The organism is Microbacterium sp. (genome assembly GCF_049661145.1).
Classification (GTDB): domain Bacteria; phylum Actinomycetota; class Actinomycetes; order Actinomycetales; family Microbacteriaceae; genus Microbacterium.
In genome coordinates this window covers 1-13,998 of sequence record NZ_JBASZT010000161.1, presented here as the reverse complement: position 1 = coordinate 13,998, position 13,998 = coordinate 1, and the positions used below count along the sequence as shown (strand labels likewise).

Sequence of the window (13,998 nt, the reverse complement as noted above, 5' to 3'; positions counted from 1 at the left end):
CGCGGAAGCCGAGCGCATCCGGCTCGACCTGTCGGCCGCCTCGGGCGGGCGCATCCCCGAAGACGACCGCGAGCAGACCCTCGCGGATGCCCGGCGCTGCGGGCAGCTGGCGGCCGAAGCGCTGCAGCTCGCGCAGCGCGACATCGACTCCTCGCGTCCTGGGGGTGGGGATGGCGGCGACGGGTGGAACCGGCCCGGCGGTCAGGGCGGTCGGCGCGGTGGCGGCGGCGATGTCATGGGCGGCATTCTCGGGGGCCTGGTCATCGGCTCGATCCTCGACGGCATCTTCGACTGACTCGGCGGTCCGTGCTTGGCGGGTCGCAGGTGGTCGCATTCATCGGCTCGTAGCGACCATTTGCGACTCCGGGGGTCTGCCCGCAAGGCGTTCGCCCCCTCGTGGGGTCGCAGGTGGTCGCATTCATCGGCTCGTAGCGACCATTTGCAACCCGGCGACCGTCGAGCGACACCGGGATGCCGCGGACGAATCGTCCCGGACCGCACCCTGAATTGCTTTCCCAGTATGCGAATACTCGGTAGGTTGGACGCGTATCGTCCCCCCGACACCGAGGATGCTCATGATCGTATGGCGCCGCTGGATCTTTCCGATCCTCATGCTGGTCGTTTGCGGGGCGATCGCCGCCGCACTCGTGAAGATCGCGTTCTTCCCCGATGAGGCGCAGGCGTCCGCCCCGACTCCGGGTGGCGAGGTCACGACGCCGGTCGTAACGGTCGAGCGGGGCAGCATCACCGACGAACTCCAGGTGGACAGCACGATCGCCCGCGACGACGCCGTCACGGTGCGCTCGCAGATCGACGGCATCATCACCAACATCGCGGTCGCTCAGGGGCAGGCGGTGACCGCGGGACAGGTCCTGTTCACGGTGAAGCAGACCGACCCGGTGAAGCACATCGACGTGACGGCGCCGGAGAACGGCGACCTCACGTCCTTCGAGTTCGTCAAAGGGCAACCGGTCTCGATCGGCATGGAGGTCGCGCAGCTCACTCCGGCTCGCTATCACCTCGTCGGGACGGTGGACCCGGTACTGCTGTACCGCCTCGTGGGCGCTCCGACCGAGGGGCAGGTGACGATCCAGGGGGGACCTGCGCCGTTCACCTGCACCGGTCTGAACGTCGAGGTCGCCGAGGACGGCAGCACGAGTGTCGTGTGCACGGTGCCCGGCGACCAGCAGGTGTTCGCGGGATTGAAGGCGACGCTCGCGGTGCAGGTAGGGTCCGCCGCCGACGCCCTGGTGATCCCTACGACGGCCGTCAAGGGCGGGTCCGGAACGGGCATCGTGTGGGTGGATGCCGACGGCACCGCGACCGAGCGCGCAGTGAAACTCGGGGTCACCGACGGGACCCTGGTGCAGGTGACGGAGGGTCTGGAGGAGGGTGAGACGATCCGCCAGTACGTCCCCGGCCTCGCCGCTGACACCGAGCCGATGTGTTATCCCGACGGCATGGGCGGGCAGGTCTGCGAAGACCCCGGGGTCAGCTGGTGACCCTCGTCGAACTGCGCGGCGTCACGCGGCACGTGACACTGCCCGACGACAGCCGCCTCGACATTCTGCGGGGCGTGGACCTTGCGGTCGTGGCCGGCGACCACGTCGCAATCGTGGGACGCAGCGGATCGGGAAAGTCCACGCTGCTGAACATCCTCGGCATGCTCGATCTGCCCTCCTCCGGCGACGTCGTGTTCCGCGAGAAGCCGGTCGCCGCCGGACGTACGCGCATGCGTCGCGGCGCTCTCGACCGACTGCGCGGCCGCGAAGTAGGGTTCGTCTTCCAGCAGTTCCACCTGCTGCCGGGACGCAGCGCCGTCGACAACGTGGCGATGCCCCTCGGCTACGCCTCGGGTCGACAGTTCTGGCACCGTCGGCGCCTGGCCGAAGAGATGCTCGACCGCGTCGGCCTCGGCCACCGTCTGGAGTCGCCGCCGGAACAGCTCTCGGGCGGCGAGCAGCAGCGCGTCGCGATCGCCCGTGCACTCGTGCGACGTCCGGCGCTGATCCTGGCCGACGAACCGACCGGCGCCCTCGACCTCGACACGGGAGCCGCCGTCATGGCGCTCCTCGACGACGTCGCGAGCGAGACGGAGGCAGCCCTCGTGACGATCACGCACGACCTCCACGTGGCGGCGAGGGCGCGGCGGCACTACCGGCTCGATGAGGGCGTGCTGAACCCGGTCGACCTGGACGCCGCCTCGCGCACGACCGCGCTCGGCGCCGTGACGGCGGCATTGACGACAGCAGCGACACCGGCATCCGTCGAACCCGCCACGGCATCCGTCGACGCCGTTTCGAGGACACACGCATGAGCGCCGTCATCGGTTCGCTCAGCGAAGCGTGGGCGGAGTTGCGGCACCACAAGCTGCGAGTGATGCTGAGCCTCATCGGCATCGCCGTGTCGGTCGCCGCCATTGCCGCCGTGCTGACGCTCGGCGACGTCATACGGCAGACCACGATCGAGCAGTCCGACCGGTACGGTGGCCGCGCGGCGACGATCTCGATCAGCGCGTACCGCACCGACGGGGGTGCGATGGACTGGACGGCGTTCGACGCCGACGTGCGGGCAGCGGCCGACCGCTTCGGCTTCGAGCACGTCACGCGCCGCAACGATCAACTCTCGACGCCCGGGTCGCTGCAGACCAGCGACTTCGTTCGGCCCGTCATGGTTTCGCTCGCGGACGTGGACTACGCGCTGATCCACCGCACGTCGCTGCTGGCGGGCCGGTGGTTCACCGCGGCGGATGCCGAGATGCTCACGCCGCCGGTGATCGTGACAGAGGCGCTGTGGCGGGCTCTGGGCTCACCATCGCCCGGCACCCATCCGACGCTCCGGCTCGTGGGTCCGCTCGAGGGGACGTATCGGATCGTCGGCGTGACTCCCGCCCAGGGCCAGGGCGACACGCAGAAGTCGATCACGCTGCTCACCGACACGTACGTCCAGCGCACCGGCGGTGTCGGCCCGAATGACTCCCTCAACTGGGAGATCTGGGCCTCGCCGGATGAGGTCGCACAGATCGGCCCGGAACTCGCGGCGCAGCTGCGGGCCGCGGCCGGAGCGAACGTGGACGTCGCCGTCTCTCGTGCGGACTGGGGGTCGCGGCCCGACATGGAGCAGTCGGTGCAGATGTTCGAACTCATCACGGGACTGATCGCCGGGCTCGTGCTGCTGCTCGGCGGTCTCGGGCTCGTCAACATCCAGCTCGTGGCCATGCGCCAGCGCATCCGCGAGATCGGCGTCAGGCGCAGCTTCGGCGCGACGAGCGGCCGCATCTTCATGACCGTGCTGCTGGAGAACGTCGTGGCGACCGCCGTCGCGGGGGTCGTCGGCATCATCCTCGCGATCGTCGTGATGCGCGCGCTGACGGCGTTCGGCGTGCTTCCGGCGCTGCAGGACGCGCCGCCGTTTCCCCTTCGGGCAGCCCTCGTGGCGATGGTCGCGGCAGTCGGGATCGGCGCCGTCGCCGGCTTCCTCCCGGCGCTCGCGGCAGTCCGCGCGAAGGTCATCGACGCCCTCCGCTTCTGAACGGCCGCTCCGTTTCGGCTCCTCGCTGCGCTCGTCGCGGGCGCACCACGGATCCCTCCACCCGCACCACCCCGCTGGTCGAGTGCCGCGCCTGTCAGGGCGCGGTGTATCGAGACCATCGCAACCCGCGTCGGTCGCCGTGATCTCGATACACCGGGGGTCACCGCGCAGCTCCGTCAGGAAGCGAGAGCCTCGGGCGGAGCGCTCGCGGTCAGCGAGATGACGCCGTAGTCCCATCCCTTGCGACGGTAGACGACGCTCGGGCGATCGCTGCGGGCGTCGATGAACAGGAAGAAGTCATGCCCGACCAACTCCATGCGGTCCACCGCCTCTTCGACCGTCATCCACTCGGCGTCGAACTGCTTCGTGCGGATCACGACGGGGGTGTACTCCTCGTCGTCATCACTCGAAACGATGGGGATGACGCCGGTCGCGACAGCCTGCAGGACGTCGGCGGATGCCGGCTGCACGTCGATCCCCGCCAGGGCGCCACTGCCCTTGTCGAGCTTCGGCCCACGGGGATGGTTGCGCGCGTCGACGCGCTTGTCCTTCGCGCGCCGCAACTGCTCGGCGAGCTTGTCGACGGCGAGGTCGAGCGCCGCGAACTTATCGGCATCCGTGGCCTCGGCCCGCACCAGCGGGCCCTTGCCCGTGACGGTGAGTTCGACGGTCTCCTCTTCGCGAGCGCCGTTGTGGTAGGCGCGGTGGGTGACCTTCACGTCGAGGCGTTGCGCTCGCGGTGCGAGCGTGCCGATGCGGGCCGACTTGTCCTCGGTGACAGTGCGGAACCGATCGGAGATTCCCACTCCGACGCCGACGATGCTGGTTTCCATCCTTGACCTCCTTGTTCCGGTCCGCCCGGTCAAGGGCGGACGCTGAGTTCGCCTTGGTCTCTCCCACGCTATCCGGGCGCCGGGCCCGTGTCACGCATGAATTGCCGTGTCTATCCGCCCTCCCTCCATACGCGCGAGGTGGACGCCACGGCCGCCGCACCCCGCACCGTCGCCCCCGCAGCCTCGAGCGCCCGCGCCGCCTCCCGCAGGGTCGCGCCGGTCGTGACGACGTCGTCCACGACGATGACCTGCACACCCGGCGCACCTCGCGCCCGCATGCTTCCCGCGACGTTCGCCGCGCGCTCGCCTCGACCCAGCAGACGCTGGTCGGCCGTGGCGGCATCCACCCGCAGCAGCCGTGCGACCTCGAGGCCGCCGCGGCGCGCGATGAGTTCCGCGACGTGGTGTCCGCGCCGCCGGAAGGCGGCACGGGAAGACGGCACCGGCACGACGACGACGTCGTCACCGGCGGACGCCGACGTCAGCGCGGCGCCGACGGCCACGGCGAGTGCGGTGCCCAGCGGGCGCGCAAGGCCGGTCCGACCCTCTTCCTTGAACGCACGGATCACCCGCGCCGGAATGCCGGAGAACTCGACGGCGGCGTGGACGCGAATCCCGGAGGACAGTGTCCGCGGCGGTCTTCCCGCCCGCACCGCTGCGGCGAGAGCCGCGCGGCAGTCGGCGCACAGCACGGCATCCGGTGCATCGCACCCCGCGCACCACGCCGGCAGCAGCAGCGACAGCGCGCCGCCGAACGCCTCGCGCACCGCATCGGGGATCGTCAGCATCCCTCCACTGTGCCGCAGCGGACGCGCCCGCGGCGGGTCCGGACGCAGATCTGTGGATGCCGCGGGCACGGGCCAGACTGTGGAGAGCGCGGCAAGAGTCAGCGGGGAACGCGTCAGCGGGGCGTGCCCTGCTGCACCGCGAGCACCGCGACATCGGAGACCAGGTGCTGCCAGTTGGCGCCACGCTGCGCGTACACGTCGCCGTCGGATGCGCGCACGCGCACTCCGGCGAGGACGCCGCCGGCGACGGTGGTTGCGCCCTCCGGCGCGCGCAGGTTGCGTCCGAACGCTCCGATCTCATGCGTGTAGAGGGTCGATTCGTCGTCGTCATCGGACAGGACGGCGAGCGTGCCGGCATCCAGCCAGGTCAGCGTCGTCGGCACCCCGCTCAGGGTGGCGAGCACTTTGGGTGCGGTGAGACTGATCGGCTTCTGCTCCCGGTCGCGGACGATCCCCGCGACCCAGAGCGCATAGCCCTCGCTGTCACGGACGACGGCCGCGATACGGGTGCCGTCGCGCGAGACACGCTGCGCGGCGATCTGCGCGGCCCCCGGCCATGCATCGGTGATCTCGGTCAGGGCACCGGATTCTCCGTACGCCGTCACCGCGGCGGGGGTCGCGGCGGGGACCGTCCACACGAATCCGAACGGATCGATCGACGGCGCGACGAGGTCTGCGCGGCCGTCCAATGGCAGCACCGTTCTGTCGGCGCCGACGCTGACGACCGCACCCGAGGTCTCGCGAACCGCGGCATGCATCCGGTCGGAGTCGACCTCGATATCGACCGCGTCGACCGTGAGCATCGCTTCCGACAGACCCGGGATCTGCTCCACCGTCCTGCCCGAGGCGAATCCGAAGGAGTCCGCCGTGCGCACCAGCGGGCGCGAGTCGGCGGCGTTGGGACGCACCGGGACGGTCTCGGCGGCCAGCAGTTGAGAATCGACCATCATGTCCACGCCGCCCGTGATCCCGGCCGTCGCGAGACTTCTCTCCAGCTGGGTCTGCATGCGGTCGAGCACGGTCTGGTCGAGCCCGCGCGCTCCCTCTTCCAGGCTCACTCGAGCCACGTTGTCGGCGTCGACGGGAACCGCTGCGAGGGCAAGACGAGCGTCGTCGCCGAAGGCGGTCGCCACGGCGCCCTCCAGCCATGCGCTCGGGGCGCCGTCGACGAGCTCTTGCGCGATGCTCGTCGCAGCGTTCGAGCTGGGGAACCACCGTTCGTCGGGGACGAGATATGTCCACGTCGAGTCGAAGTACATCAGCGAGTAGGCACTGAACACGGCCTCGAACCGCGTCTGGTCGAGCACGATGCCGTCGGGCGCCTGCGTGATGCGCCACTGGTCGTCCCCCTGCTGCGCGAGCGTGAAAGCGAGCGGGATCTCGCCGCTGGTGGCCGTGGAGAGCTCGCCGGTCGCATCCACCGTCGCCACCGGCGTCACGGTGAAGACGAACTCGTCCGCTGCGACCGCCTCGATGCTCTGCTCGCCCGGGCTGTAGACGGTGACGCCGATGGGTTTCCACTGATCGCGGAACTCCGGTGCGAGAAACTCCCGCGCCGTTGCCCAGTTCGCATTCGCTCCGGGGCCGGAGCCCGCCGCGATGAAGCCTTCCACGATCTGCTGCGGAGTGGCATCCTTCACCGGCTCATTGGGGATGAACACCACGTCACCTCTGGTGCCGTCGTCGCTGATCGGGACGCCCGCGTTGACGGGGCCCGATGTGGGCAGCCCCGCGCACGCCGTGAGGACGGCCGCGAGCAGGACGACCGTGGTCGCACAGTGCAGGCCACGCAGACGGATCACGGCCGCTCCCCCTTCTCGAACACGGCGATCGGCTGCGTCACGCCGAGATCATCCAGCAATACCCCGTCGTCGCCGGGATCCACCGGGATCGGCGACGAGCCGACGACGTGATCCCCATTCCGCGGCAGGGTCAGCACGAAGTTCGTGCCCCGACCGAGCTCGCTCCATACCGCGAGCGTCCCGCCGTGCAGGCGGGCGTCGCCGAGGGCGATCGAGAGTCCCAGCCCGGTGCCGCCGATCGTGCGCTTGCGGGACGGGTCGGCGCGCCAGAAACGGTCGAAGACGCGCTCCGAGTCGGCGGCGCTCATTCCGAGGCCGTAGTCGCGGACGCCGATCGCGACGGCGCGCTGATCGCTGTCCACGGTGACGACGATGGGGCGTCCCTCGCCGTGCTCGATCGCGTTGCCGAGCAGATTGCGCACGACGCGGCGCACCCGGCGCGGGTCCATCTCGACCGTCGAGTAGCCGCCCGGCGCCACCAGACGCACGTCCGTCCCGTGCTGATCGGCCAGCTGCTGCATCGAGGCGATGACGTCCTCGGCCAGGTGGGCGAGGGCCGTCGGCTCGTGCTCCAGCTGCACGGACCCGGCGTCGTAGCGGCTGATCTCCAGGAGATCGGTCAGCAGTGTCTCGAAGCGCTGCACCTGGGCATGGAGCAGCTCGGCGGCGCGCGCCGTGGTGGGATCGAAGCTCTCGCGCTGGTCGTTGAGCATGTCGCTGGCGAGTCGGATGGTCGTCAAGGGTGTGCGCAGTTCGTGCGAGACGTCCGAGACGAACCGCTGCTGCACGAGCGAGAGGGCTGCCAGTTCCTTGATCTGGGACTCGATGCTGTCGGCCATCGCGTTGAACGAGCGCCCCAGGGTCGCGAACTCGTCCTCGCCGCGCACCGGCAGACGCACGCCCAGGTCACCGCCCGCGAGGGTGGCACTGGTCTGAGCCGCCTCGGCGATCGGCACGGTCACCGAGCGCAGCACGAACCACGAGATCGCGGCGATCAGCAGCACGAGGACGGCGCCGACGAGCCACAGCGTCACCTGTACGAACTGCAGCGTCTGCTGCTCGGTGCCGAGGTCGTACGCGAAGTAGAACTCGTACGCGCCGACCTCGGGGAACAGCACCTGCTGGCCGATGACGACACCGGGGACCGCGCCGCCGTCGTCCGCCGGCAGCGCGATCGACTGCCACCAGCGCTGTTCCGCGTCCTGCTGGACGGCCGCCCGCAGCCCAGGAGTGATGAGGTCGGCGATCTGGCCGCGCTGCACGTCCTGGGGGGCGATCGTCGACGCCGAGCCGGAGACGCGGAATCCGGCGATGAGGTCGGTGCCGGCCTGGCGCGACATCGCATCGACAGCGCTGTCGTAGAGAGTCTGCAAGGCTACGGCATCCCCTTCGACCTGCGCGGCATCGAGAGTGCGCTGCGTCGACTGGGTCGCCCGCTGGACCGCCTCCTGCACCTGCTGCACCCGTGACTCGAACAGGTCGTTCTGGATCGCAAGCGCCATCGCCACGAATGCGACGAGGATCGCAAGCGCCGTCGCGCCGAGCGTGATGGCGAGCGTGCGGAACCGCAGCGAGCGACGCCATGCATGACGCACGCGCTGCTGCCACGCGCGCCAGTCCCGCCAGCTCGTCAGCGTCGGCGCGCTCGCCGTCATCGTCGTCTCTCCCCGGTCACACCACCGCGCCGGCGCGATAGCCGACCCCGCGCACCGTCGTGACGATTCTCGGGTTGTCGGGGTCGATCTCGACCTTGGCGCGCAGGCGCTGGACGTGCACGTTCACGAGGCGCGTATCGGCCTTGTAGTGATAGCCCCACACCTGCTCCAGCAGCATCTCGCGGGAGAACACCTGCTGGGGCTTCGACGCGAGCGCGACGAGCAGCTCGAACTCCAAGGGTGTCAGGGCGATGACCTCGCTGCCGCGACGCACTTCATGGGCGGCCACGTCGATGACGATGTCGCCGACGCGCAGATCGTCGCTGCCGGGTTCGGCGGTGGGGCGCAGCCGCGTGCGGATGCGGGCGACGAGCTCTTTCGGGTTGAAGGGCTTGACGATGTAGTCGTCGGCGCCCGACTCCAGCCCACGGACGACGTCGGCGGTGTCGGTCCGCGCGGTCAGCATGATGATCGGCACGCCCGACTCACCGCGGATGCGGGTGCAGATCTCGATCCCGTCCATTCCCGGCAGCATGAGATCGAGCAGCACGAGGTCGGGTCGCTGCGCACGCCACACGTCGACGGCGGCGGCGCCGTCGGCGCAGAACACCGGTTCGAACCCCTCGGTGCGCAACACGATGCCGATCATCTCGGCGAGCGCGGTGTCATCGTCGACGACGAGGATGCGGGAAGTCATCTGGCCTGATTGGTCCTTCGGGTGGGTGCGGCCGGGTGGGTGCGGCGCACCGCTACAGTATCGGACGAGCCTGAGTGTCAGACGTGCAGGGACCGGGTGTCGAGCACGTCGGGGATCGCGCCGGACATGCGGAATGCGACGGGGGCCTGGGACATTCCCCAGGCCCCCGTCACCTCCCGTCGGTCAGCCTTCCAGCGCGGGCAGCTTGTCGTCGCTGTTGAGCGCCCGGAACAGCAGGGCCGCAACGGCGCCACCGACGAGCGGCGCGATGAAGTACAGCCAGTACGCGGCGAAGTCGAAGTTGCCGGTGATCGCGAGCCCGAGCGAGATGGCGGGGTTGAACCCGCCGCCGGAGATGCCACCGACGGCGACGGCGCCGACGAACACGGTGGATCCGATCGCCAGACCGTAGAACGAGTTGTTGACATTGCTCTTGGCCGTCGCGACGTTCAGCACGACGTAGGCGAGCACGAACGTCCACAGCGCCTCGACGAGGAAGGCGGGACCGACCTCGATCTCCAACGGCGCGTCCGGAGCCGGCCACAGCGCGAAGCTGAGCGCGGCGGCGAGCGCAGCCGCGACCAGTTGCGCGACCAGGTAGGACACGAACGTCGTGACGTTGATCGCACCGCGGATCAAGGCCGCCAGCGAGACGGCCGGGTTCAGGTGCGCGCCCGAGATGTGCCCGGTGGCGAAGACCATGATCATGAGCGTGAAACCGATCGCTAGCGGCGTCAAGTCGCTGCCGCTGTTGACCGCGCCGATCACGGCGAAGGCGAAGATGAAAGTGCCGACGAGTTCGGCGACGGCATTGCGGACGGTGCCCGTCATGAGTTCTCTCCTCAGATGTGCTGGGGCAATGCCCAGGCAGCCCTCAGGTTAGTCCACCGTCCCCTCGACCGGGGGATCTCCGCCGGTCCGGCGAGGAACCGGTCGCCACGCTTCGGCAGCGCAGCGGCTTCAGTAGCGGTAGTGCTCCAGCTTGTAAGGTCCCTCGACCGGCACGCCGATGTAGGCGGCCTGCTCGGCGGTGAGCTCGGTGAGCTCGACGCCGAGGGCGGCCAGGTGGAGCCGGGCGACCTTCTCGTCGAGGATCTTCGGCAGCACGTAGACCCCGACGGGGTACTCCTGCGGTTTCGTGTACAGCTCGATCTGGGCGAGGACCTGGTTCGTGAACGACGCGCTCATGACGAATGAGGGGTGCCCGGTCGCGTTCCCGAGGTTCATGAGGCGACCCTCGCTCATGATCAGGATGCTGCGGCCGCTCGGCATCCGATATTCGTGCACCTGCGGCTTGATCTCGACCTTTTCGATGCCGGGAATCGCCTCGAGCCCCGCGATGTCGATCTCGTCGTCGAAGTGACCGACGTTGCCGACGATCGCGAGGTGCTTGAGATTCTGCAGCTGGTCCACCGTGACGACGCGAGTGTTACCGGTGCCGGTGATGAGGATGTCGACCTGGTCGATCACCGCATCGAGCTTCGCGACCTGGAAGCCGTCCATCGCCGCCTGCAGCGCGCAGATCGGGTCGATCTCACCGACGATGACGCGGGCGCCTTGACCGCGCAGGGCTTCGGCGGCGCCCTTCCCGACGTCGCCGTAGCCGACGACATAGGCGACCTTGCCGCCGATCAGCACGTCGGTGCCGCGGTTGAGGCCGTCGGGCAGCGAGTGGCGGATGCCGTACTTGTTGTCGAACTTGCTCTTCGTGACGGAGTCGTTGACGTTGATGGCGGGGAACAGCAGCGCGCCGACGGCGGCGAGTTCGTACAGGCGATGGACGCCGGTCGTCGTCTCTTCCGTGACGCCGATGATGTCCTTCGCCATCCGCGTGAACCGCTGCGGGTCGCGCGCCAGGCTCGCCCGCAGCGTGTCGAGCACGATGCGGTACTCGAGCGTGTCGTCGTCGGATGCCGCGGGCACCGCGCCGACACGCTCGAACTCGACGCCCTTGTGGACGAGCAGCGTCGCGTCACCGCCGTCGTCGAGGATGAGGTTCGGGCCGTCGAAGCCCTCCACCGACCAGTCGAAGATGCGGTCGGCGAGTTGCCAGTACTCCTGCAGCGTCTCGCCCTTGAAGGCGAACACCGGGATGCCGGCGGGCTCGTCGACCGTGCCGGTGGGGCCGACCGCGACGGCAGCGGCCGCCTCGTCCTGCGTCGAGAAGATGTTGCAGCTGGCCCAGCGCACCTGCGCGCCGAGCGCGACGAGGGTCTCGATGAGCACCGCGGTCTGCACGGTCATGTGCAGCGAGCCCGCGATGCGGGCGCCCGCGAGCGGCTGGCTGGGTCCGTACTCCTCGCGCAGCGCCATGAGCCCGGGCATCTCGTTCTCGGCGAGGCGCAGCTGGTGGCGCCCGGCGGCGGCGAGGCTCAGGTCGGCGACGACGAAATCGTGCGTGGATGCGGTGGCAGTCGGCATCCGCCCATTCTCCCACGTGGCCCGGGGATCCTTCTCCCGCTCTTTCCCTCCTTCCCCTCGCTCTCCTCCTTCTCCTGTTCCTCTCCCGCTGTCCTTCGCCGAGCCGCTACGTTTCGACCGAACCGCTACGTTTCGACGCGTCATTTCATAGCGGCTCGGGCGAAAGATGGCGGCTCGCGGAGGGGGCGGCTCGGGGAGGAGGGGGTGCGGCGCGGGGAGGAGGGATGGGTCAGACGCGCAGGGTCTCGTGGCGCACTACGACCCAGCCCTTGGGCACCGAGAGCCGGTCGGTGTGGATCGCGCACAGGTCGTGCGCCTGCGGGTCGGAGGCCCCGCCGAGGGGGCCGAGCGCGGCCATCTGGTCGCCGTAGTCGTAGGTCAGGGTCGTCACGGCCTCGCGGGCGCAGCCCACCTTCGAGCACAGTCTGGTTCGCATCGCCCCCACGGTAGCCACCGGACCGGTCCGACGCCGGATGCCGCGCCGTCGGCGTCCCGAAAGCAGGCTGAATCGACCGCGACGAGCCCTCGGAGGGCTACGAAGGCCGATCCAGCCTGCTTTTCGCACACTCATCCGCCGCAACCCCGCCACTGTGCGCCCTGCCTCGCCCGCCTAGACTGAGGCGCATGGTGAGGAAGCGCGTCAAGGCTCCCCCGCCGCGCCCATCCCGCCACGGGCGCCACGGGCGCGAGGATCGCAGCCCCGTCGTCCGCCCTCCGCTGATGCCGCTGGAGACCCGTGAGGAGCGCTTCGACTTCGCCGTCGGCACGGCCGCGGAGTTCCTCCGCGGCGCGTGGCCCGAACTGCGCGACGTGCGCTTCGAGGTGGCCTCGATGCCGCCGGCGACCGACGACGAGGGCATTCCGCGCTGGAGCGCGCTGCCCGACGAGAATCGCATCGTGCTGTACCGCCTCCCGATCGAGCGACTGGCGCAGCTGCACCGCGAGGACGACCTGCACCGGAGGATGGCGATCGAGGCGTGCGTCTTCCGCGCCGCCGCCGAGTACCTCGACCGCGACCCATGGGATCTCGGACCCGACCGTTTCCACTACTAACGCGAGAGTCTCGCATCCCCGAGGCAGACTTCCTCGCCCACCACGGCGCGGCAGCGCCACTGAAAAGCCGACCCGAAAATCTCGCCTGCCCGGGCAGACTTCCTCGCCCACCACGGCGCGGCAGCGCCACTGAAGAGCTGACGCGCGGTCGATATCCGGCGCGCGCTCGGTGTCTCCGGTCAGCGCGGGTAGACGGTGATCGCCGCCGCGGCGGCGTCGCTCGCGGCGATCGGATACCCCGCGACGGCATCGGCAGACGCGTAGGTGACGGCGGCGTGGATGCCGTCGGCTGCGGGCTCGAGCCGGTACACCGTGCCCGCGGCGACAGGAACCGAGACGCTGCCGCGCGCCGGGACCGTGACATCCGTTCGCGCGCCGCTTCCGGCATCGTCAGTGAGACCGACGCTCTGCGCCCGGTCGGACGTCGAGGCGATGGTCAGCAGGGGCGATGCGCCGACCGCGACGGCGACGAGCGTCGGGGTCGTGACCGCGGGAGCCGCGACGAACCACCCGAAGTCGTTCCCCGCGCCGAAGGCCGACGTCGCGCGCACGGCGCCTGTCACGGGGGCCGACGCGATCACGACCACCGAGTATGTGCCGGTCGCGAGCCCGCCGAGATCGAGCTGGAGAGGCACGCCTGCGGTGAGGACGACGACCTGCGGGTCCGTGACGAGGGCACCGTCCCGGATGATCGCCACCACGGCGTTCGCGTCGGCGGATGGAGCCAGCAGGCGCAACGAGGTGAGCACGTCGCTGTCGCCGACCGCGCCGGGCTCGGCGACCACTGGCACGCCGGGGATGACGAGCTGCGCGGCTGGAACTGCGCTGGCGCCCACCTGGTCCAGACCGCTCGGCACGAGCACCTGTGTCATGCTCGCCTGCAGCGTCGCGCTCACGGGGGCCTGCGCCGCCGTGACCTGGAGGATCGGGTTCTCCTCGCCGAGCGCGAGCGCCGCCAACGGGATCACGCGCTGCGTACCCGCCGCGACGACGATGTCCGCGCCCGCGGGCGGGACCACCGCTCCAGTGGCCCCGTACACGGCGACGGTGACCTGCGCAGCCACGTCGCCGGGGTTCGCGAGCACGACGAGGTCGGCCGCTCCCGTGGTCGCAGAACCGCCCACGAGCCACGACTCCATCGCGGCGCGCGAGCACGCGCTGGCGGCGAAGCCGCGAAGATCCGTCGCGTCGACGGATGCCGAGGCCGCCGCCGCGAGG

13 protein-coding genes and 1 pseudogene are annotated in these 13,998 nt (G+C 70.0%); 5 read left to right on the top strand and 9 right to left on the bottom strand.

All coding sequences use genetic code 11. The features are described from left to right. The 4 genes and pseudogenes from WBP48_RS07275 to WBP48_RS07260 form a co-directional block, all read left to right on the top strand. Nucleotides 1-295 (top strand): annotated as a pseudogene (locus WBP48_RS07275) (hypothetical protein); the annotation flags it as partial. A gap of 280 nt (nt 296-575) precedes the next feature. Continuing rightward, complete coding sequence (locus tag WBP48_RS07270; RefSeq protein WP_424438262.1) at nt 576-1,502, top strand: biotin/lipoyl-binding protein; 927 nt, start codon at nt 576-578, stop codon at nt 1,500-1,502. Next, on the top strand, nt 1,499-2,317 hold the full coding sequence (locus tag WBP48_RS07265) for an ABC transporter ATP-binding protein (RefSeq protein WP_424438259.1): 819 nt from the start codon (nt 1,499-1,501) through the stop codon (nt 2,315-2,317). The genes WBP48_RS07270 and WBP48_RS07265 overlap by 4 nt, the downstream gene beginning before the upstream one ends. After that, nucleotides 2,314-3,531, top strand: coding sequence for an ABC transporter permease (locus WBP48_RS07260; protein WP_424438256.1), 1,218 nt, complete (start codon nt 2,314-2,316; stop codon nt 3,529-3,531). Before WBP48_RS07265 ends, WBP48_RS07260 begins: the two co-directional genes overlap by 4 nt. Before the next feature lie 176 nt (nt 3,532-3,707). On the opposite strand, the gene hpf is transcribed toward WBP48_RS07260, so the two are convergent. The 8 genes from hpf to WBP48_RS07220 all read right to left on the bottom strand — a co-directional run bounded on the left by hpf (nt 3,708) and on the right by WBP48_RS07220 (nt 12,163). Further along, nucleotides 3,708-4,364, bottom strand: a complete 657-nt coding sequence (hpf, locus tag WBP48_RS07255; protein WP_424438253.1) for a ribosome hibernation-promoting factor, HPF/YfiA family — start codon at nt 4,362-4,364, stop codon at nt 3,708-3,710. 110 nt (nt 4,365-4,474) lie between these two features. Beyond that, on the bottom strand, nt 4,475-5,152 hold the full coding sequence (locus tag WBP48_RS07250) for a ComF family protein (protein ID WP_424438250.1): 678 nt from the start codon (nt 5,150-5,152) through the stop codon (nt 4,475-4,477). A gap of 113 nt (nt 5,153-5,265) precedes the next feature. Then, entirely contained in the window at nt 5,266-6,954 is a 1,689-nt protein-coding gene (locus tag WBP48_RS07245; RefSeq protein WP_424438247.1) for an LpqB family beta-propeller domain-containing protein, read from the bottom strand. After that, nucleotides 6,951-8,609 carry an MtrAB system histidine kinase MtrB gene (mtrB, locus tag WBP48_RS07240; RefSeq protein ID WP_424438244.1) on the bottom strand — a complete coding sequence of 553 codons (1,659 nt, stop codon included), beginning with the start codon at nt 8,607-8,609 and terminating at the stop codon, nt 6,951-6,953. The genes WBP48_RS07245 and mtrB overlap by 4 nt, the downstream gene beginning before the upstream one ends. A gap of 16 nt (nt 8,610-8,625) precedes the next feature. Continuing rightward, on the bottom strand, nt 8,626-9,306 hold the full coding sequence (gene mtrA / locus WBP48_RS07235; RefSeq protein WP_424438241.1) for an MtrAB system response regulator MtrA: 681 nt from the start codon (nt 9,304-9,306) through the stop codon (nt 8,626-8,628). A gap of 183 nt (nt 9,307-9,489) precedes the next feature. Continuing rightward, nucleotides 9,490-10,137, bottom strand: coding sequence for an MIP/aquaporin family protein (locus WBP48_RS07230; RefSeq protein WP_424438238.1), 648 nt, complete (start codon nt 10,135-10,137; stop codon nt 9,490-9,492). A 129-nt stretch (nt 10,138-10,266) separates the two neighbouring features. Beyond that, complete coding sequence (gene ahcY, locus WBP48_RS07225; RefSeq protein ID WP_424438235.1) at nt 10,267-11,727, bottom strand: adenosylhomocysteinase; 1,461 nt, start codon at nt 11,725-11,727, stop codon at nt 10,267-10,269. 229 nt (nt 11,728-11,956) lie between these two features. Further along, on the bottom strand, nt 11,957-12,163 hold the full coding sequence (locus WBP48_RS07220) for a DUF3499 family protein (RefSeq protein ID WP_424438232.1): 207 nt from the start codon (nt 12,161-12,163) through the stop codon (nt 11,957-11,959). A gap of 188 nt (nt 12,164-12,351) precedes the next feature. On the opposite strand from WBP48_RS07220, the gene WBP48_RS07215 reads away from it, so the two are divergent. Continuing rightward, the gene (locus WBP48_RS07215) at nt 12,352-12,780 is read left to right on the top strand and encodes a metallopeptidase family protein (protein WP_424438229.1); all 429 of its coding nucleotides are present in this window, start codon (nt 12,352-12,354) and stop codon (nt 12,778-12,780) included. 179 nt (nt 12,781-12,959) lie between these two features. Here WBP48_RS07215 and WBP48_RS07210 read toward each other — a convergent pair. Beyond that, nucleotides 12,960-13,998, bottom strand: a 1,039-nt coding sequence (locus WBP48_RS07210; RefSeq protein ID WP_424438226.1) for a DUF5719 family protein, incomplete at its 5' end; no start/stop codon positions are given.

Bases quoted from the DNA above. Each gene is read 5' to 3' on its own strand.
- mtrA (WP_424438241.1), bottom strand. From the start codon at position 9,306: ATGACTTCCCGCATCCTCGTCGTCGACGATGACACCGCGCTCGCCGAG.
- WBP48_RS07270 (WP_424438262.1), top strand. From the start codon at position 576: ATGATCGTATGGCGCCGCTGGATCTTTCCGATCCTCATGCTGGTCGTT.
- WBP48_RS07220 (WP_424438232.1), bottom strand. From the start codon at position 12,163: ATGCGAACCAGACTGTGCTCGAAGGTGGGCTGCGCCCGCGAGGCCGTG.
- WBP48_RS07260 (WP_424438256.1), top strand. From the start codon at position 2,314: ATGAGCGCCGTCATCGGTTCGCTCAGCGAAGCGTGGGCGGAGTTGCGG.
- ahcY (WP_424438235.1), bottom strand. From the start codon at position 11,727: ATGCCGACTGCCACCGCATCCACGCACGATTTCGTCGTCGCCGACCTG.
- WBP48_RS07215 (WP_424438229.1), top strand. From the start codon at position 12,352: ATGGTGAGGAAGCGCGTCAAGGCTCCCCCGCCGCGCCCATCCCGCCAC.
- WBP48_RS07250 (WP_424438250.1), bottom strand. From the start codon at position 5,152: ATGCTGACGATCCCCGATGCGGTGCGCGAGGCGTTCGGCGGCGCGCTG.
- hpf (WP_424438253.1), bottom strand. From the start codon at position 4,364: ATGGAAACCAGCATCGTCGGCGTCGGAGTGGGAATCTCCGATCGGTTC.
- mtrB (WP_424438244.1), bottom strand. From the start codon at position 8,609: ATGACGGCGAGCGCGCCGACGCTGACGAGCTGGCGGGACTGGCGCGCG.
- WBP48_RS07230 (WP_424438238.1), bottom strand. From the start codon at position 10,137: ATGACGGGCACCGTCCGCAATGCCGTCGCCGAACTCGTCGGCACTTTC.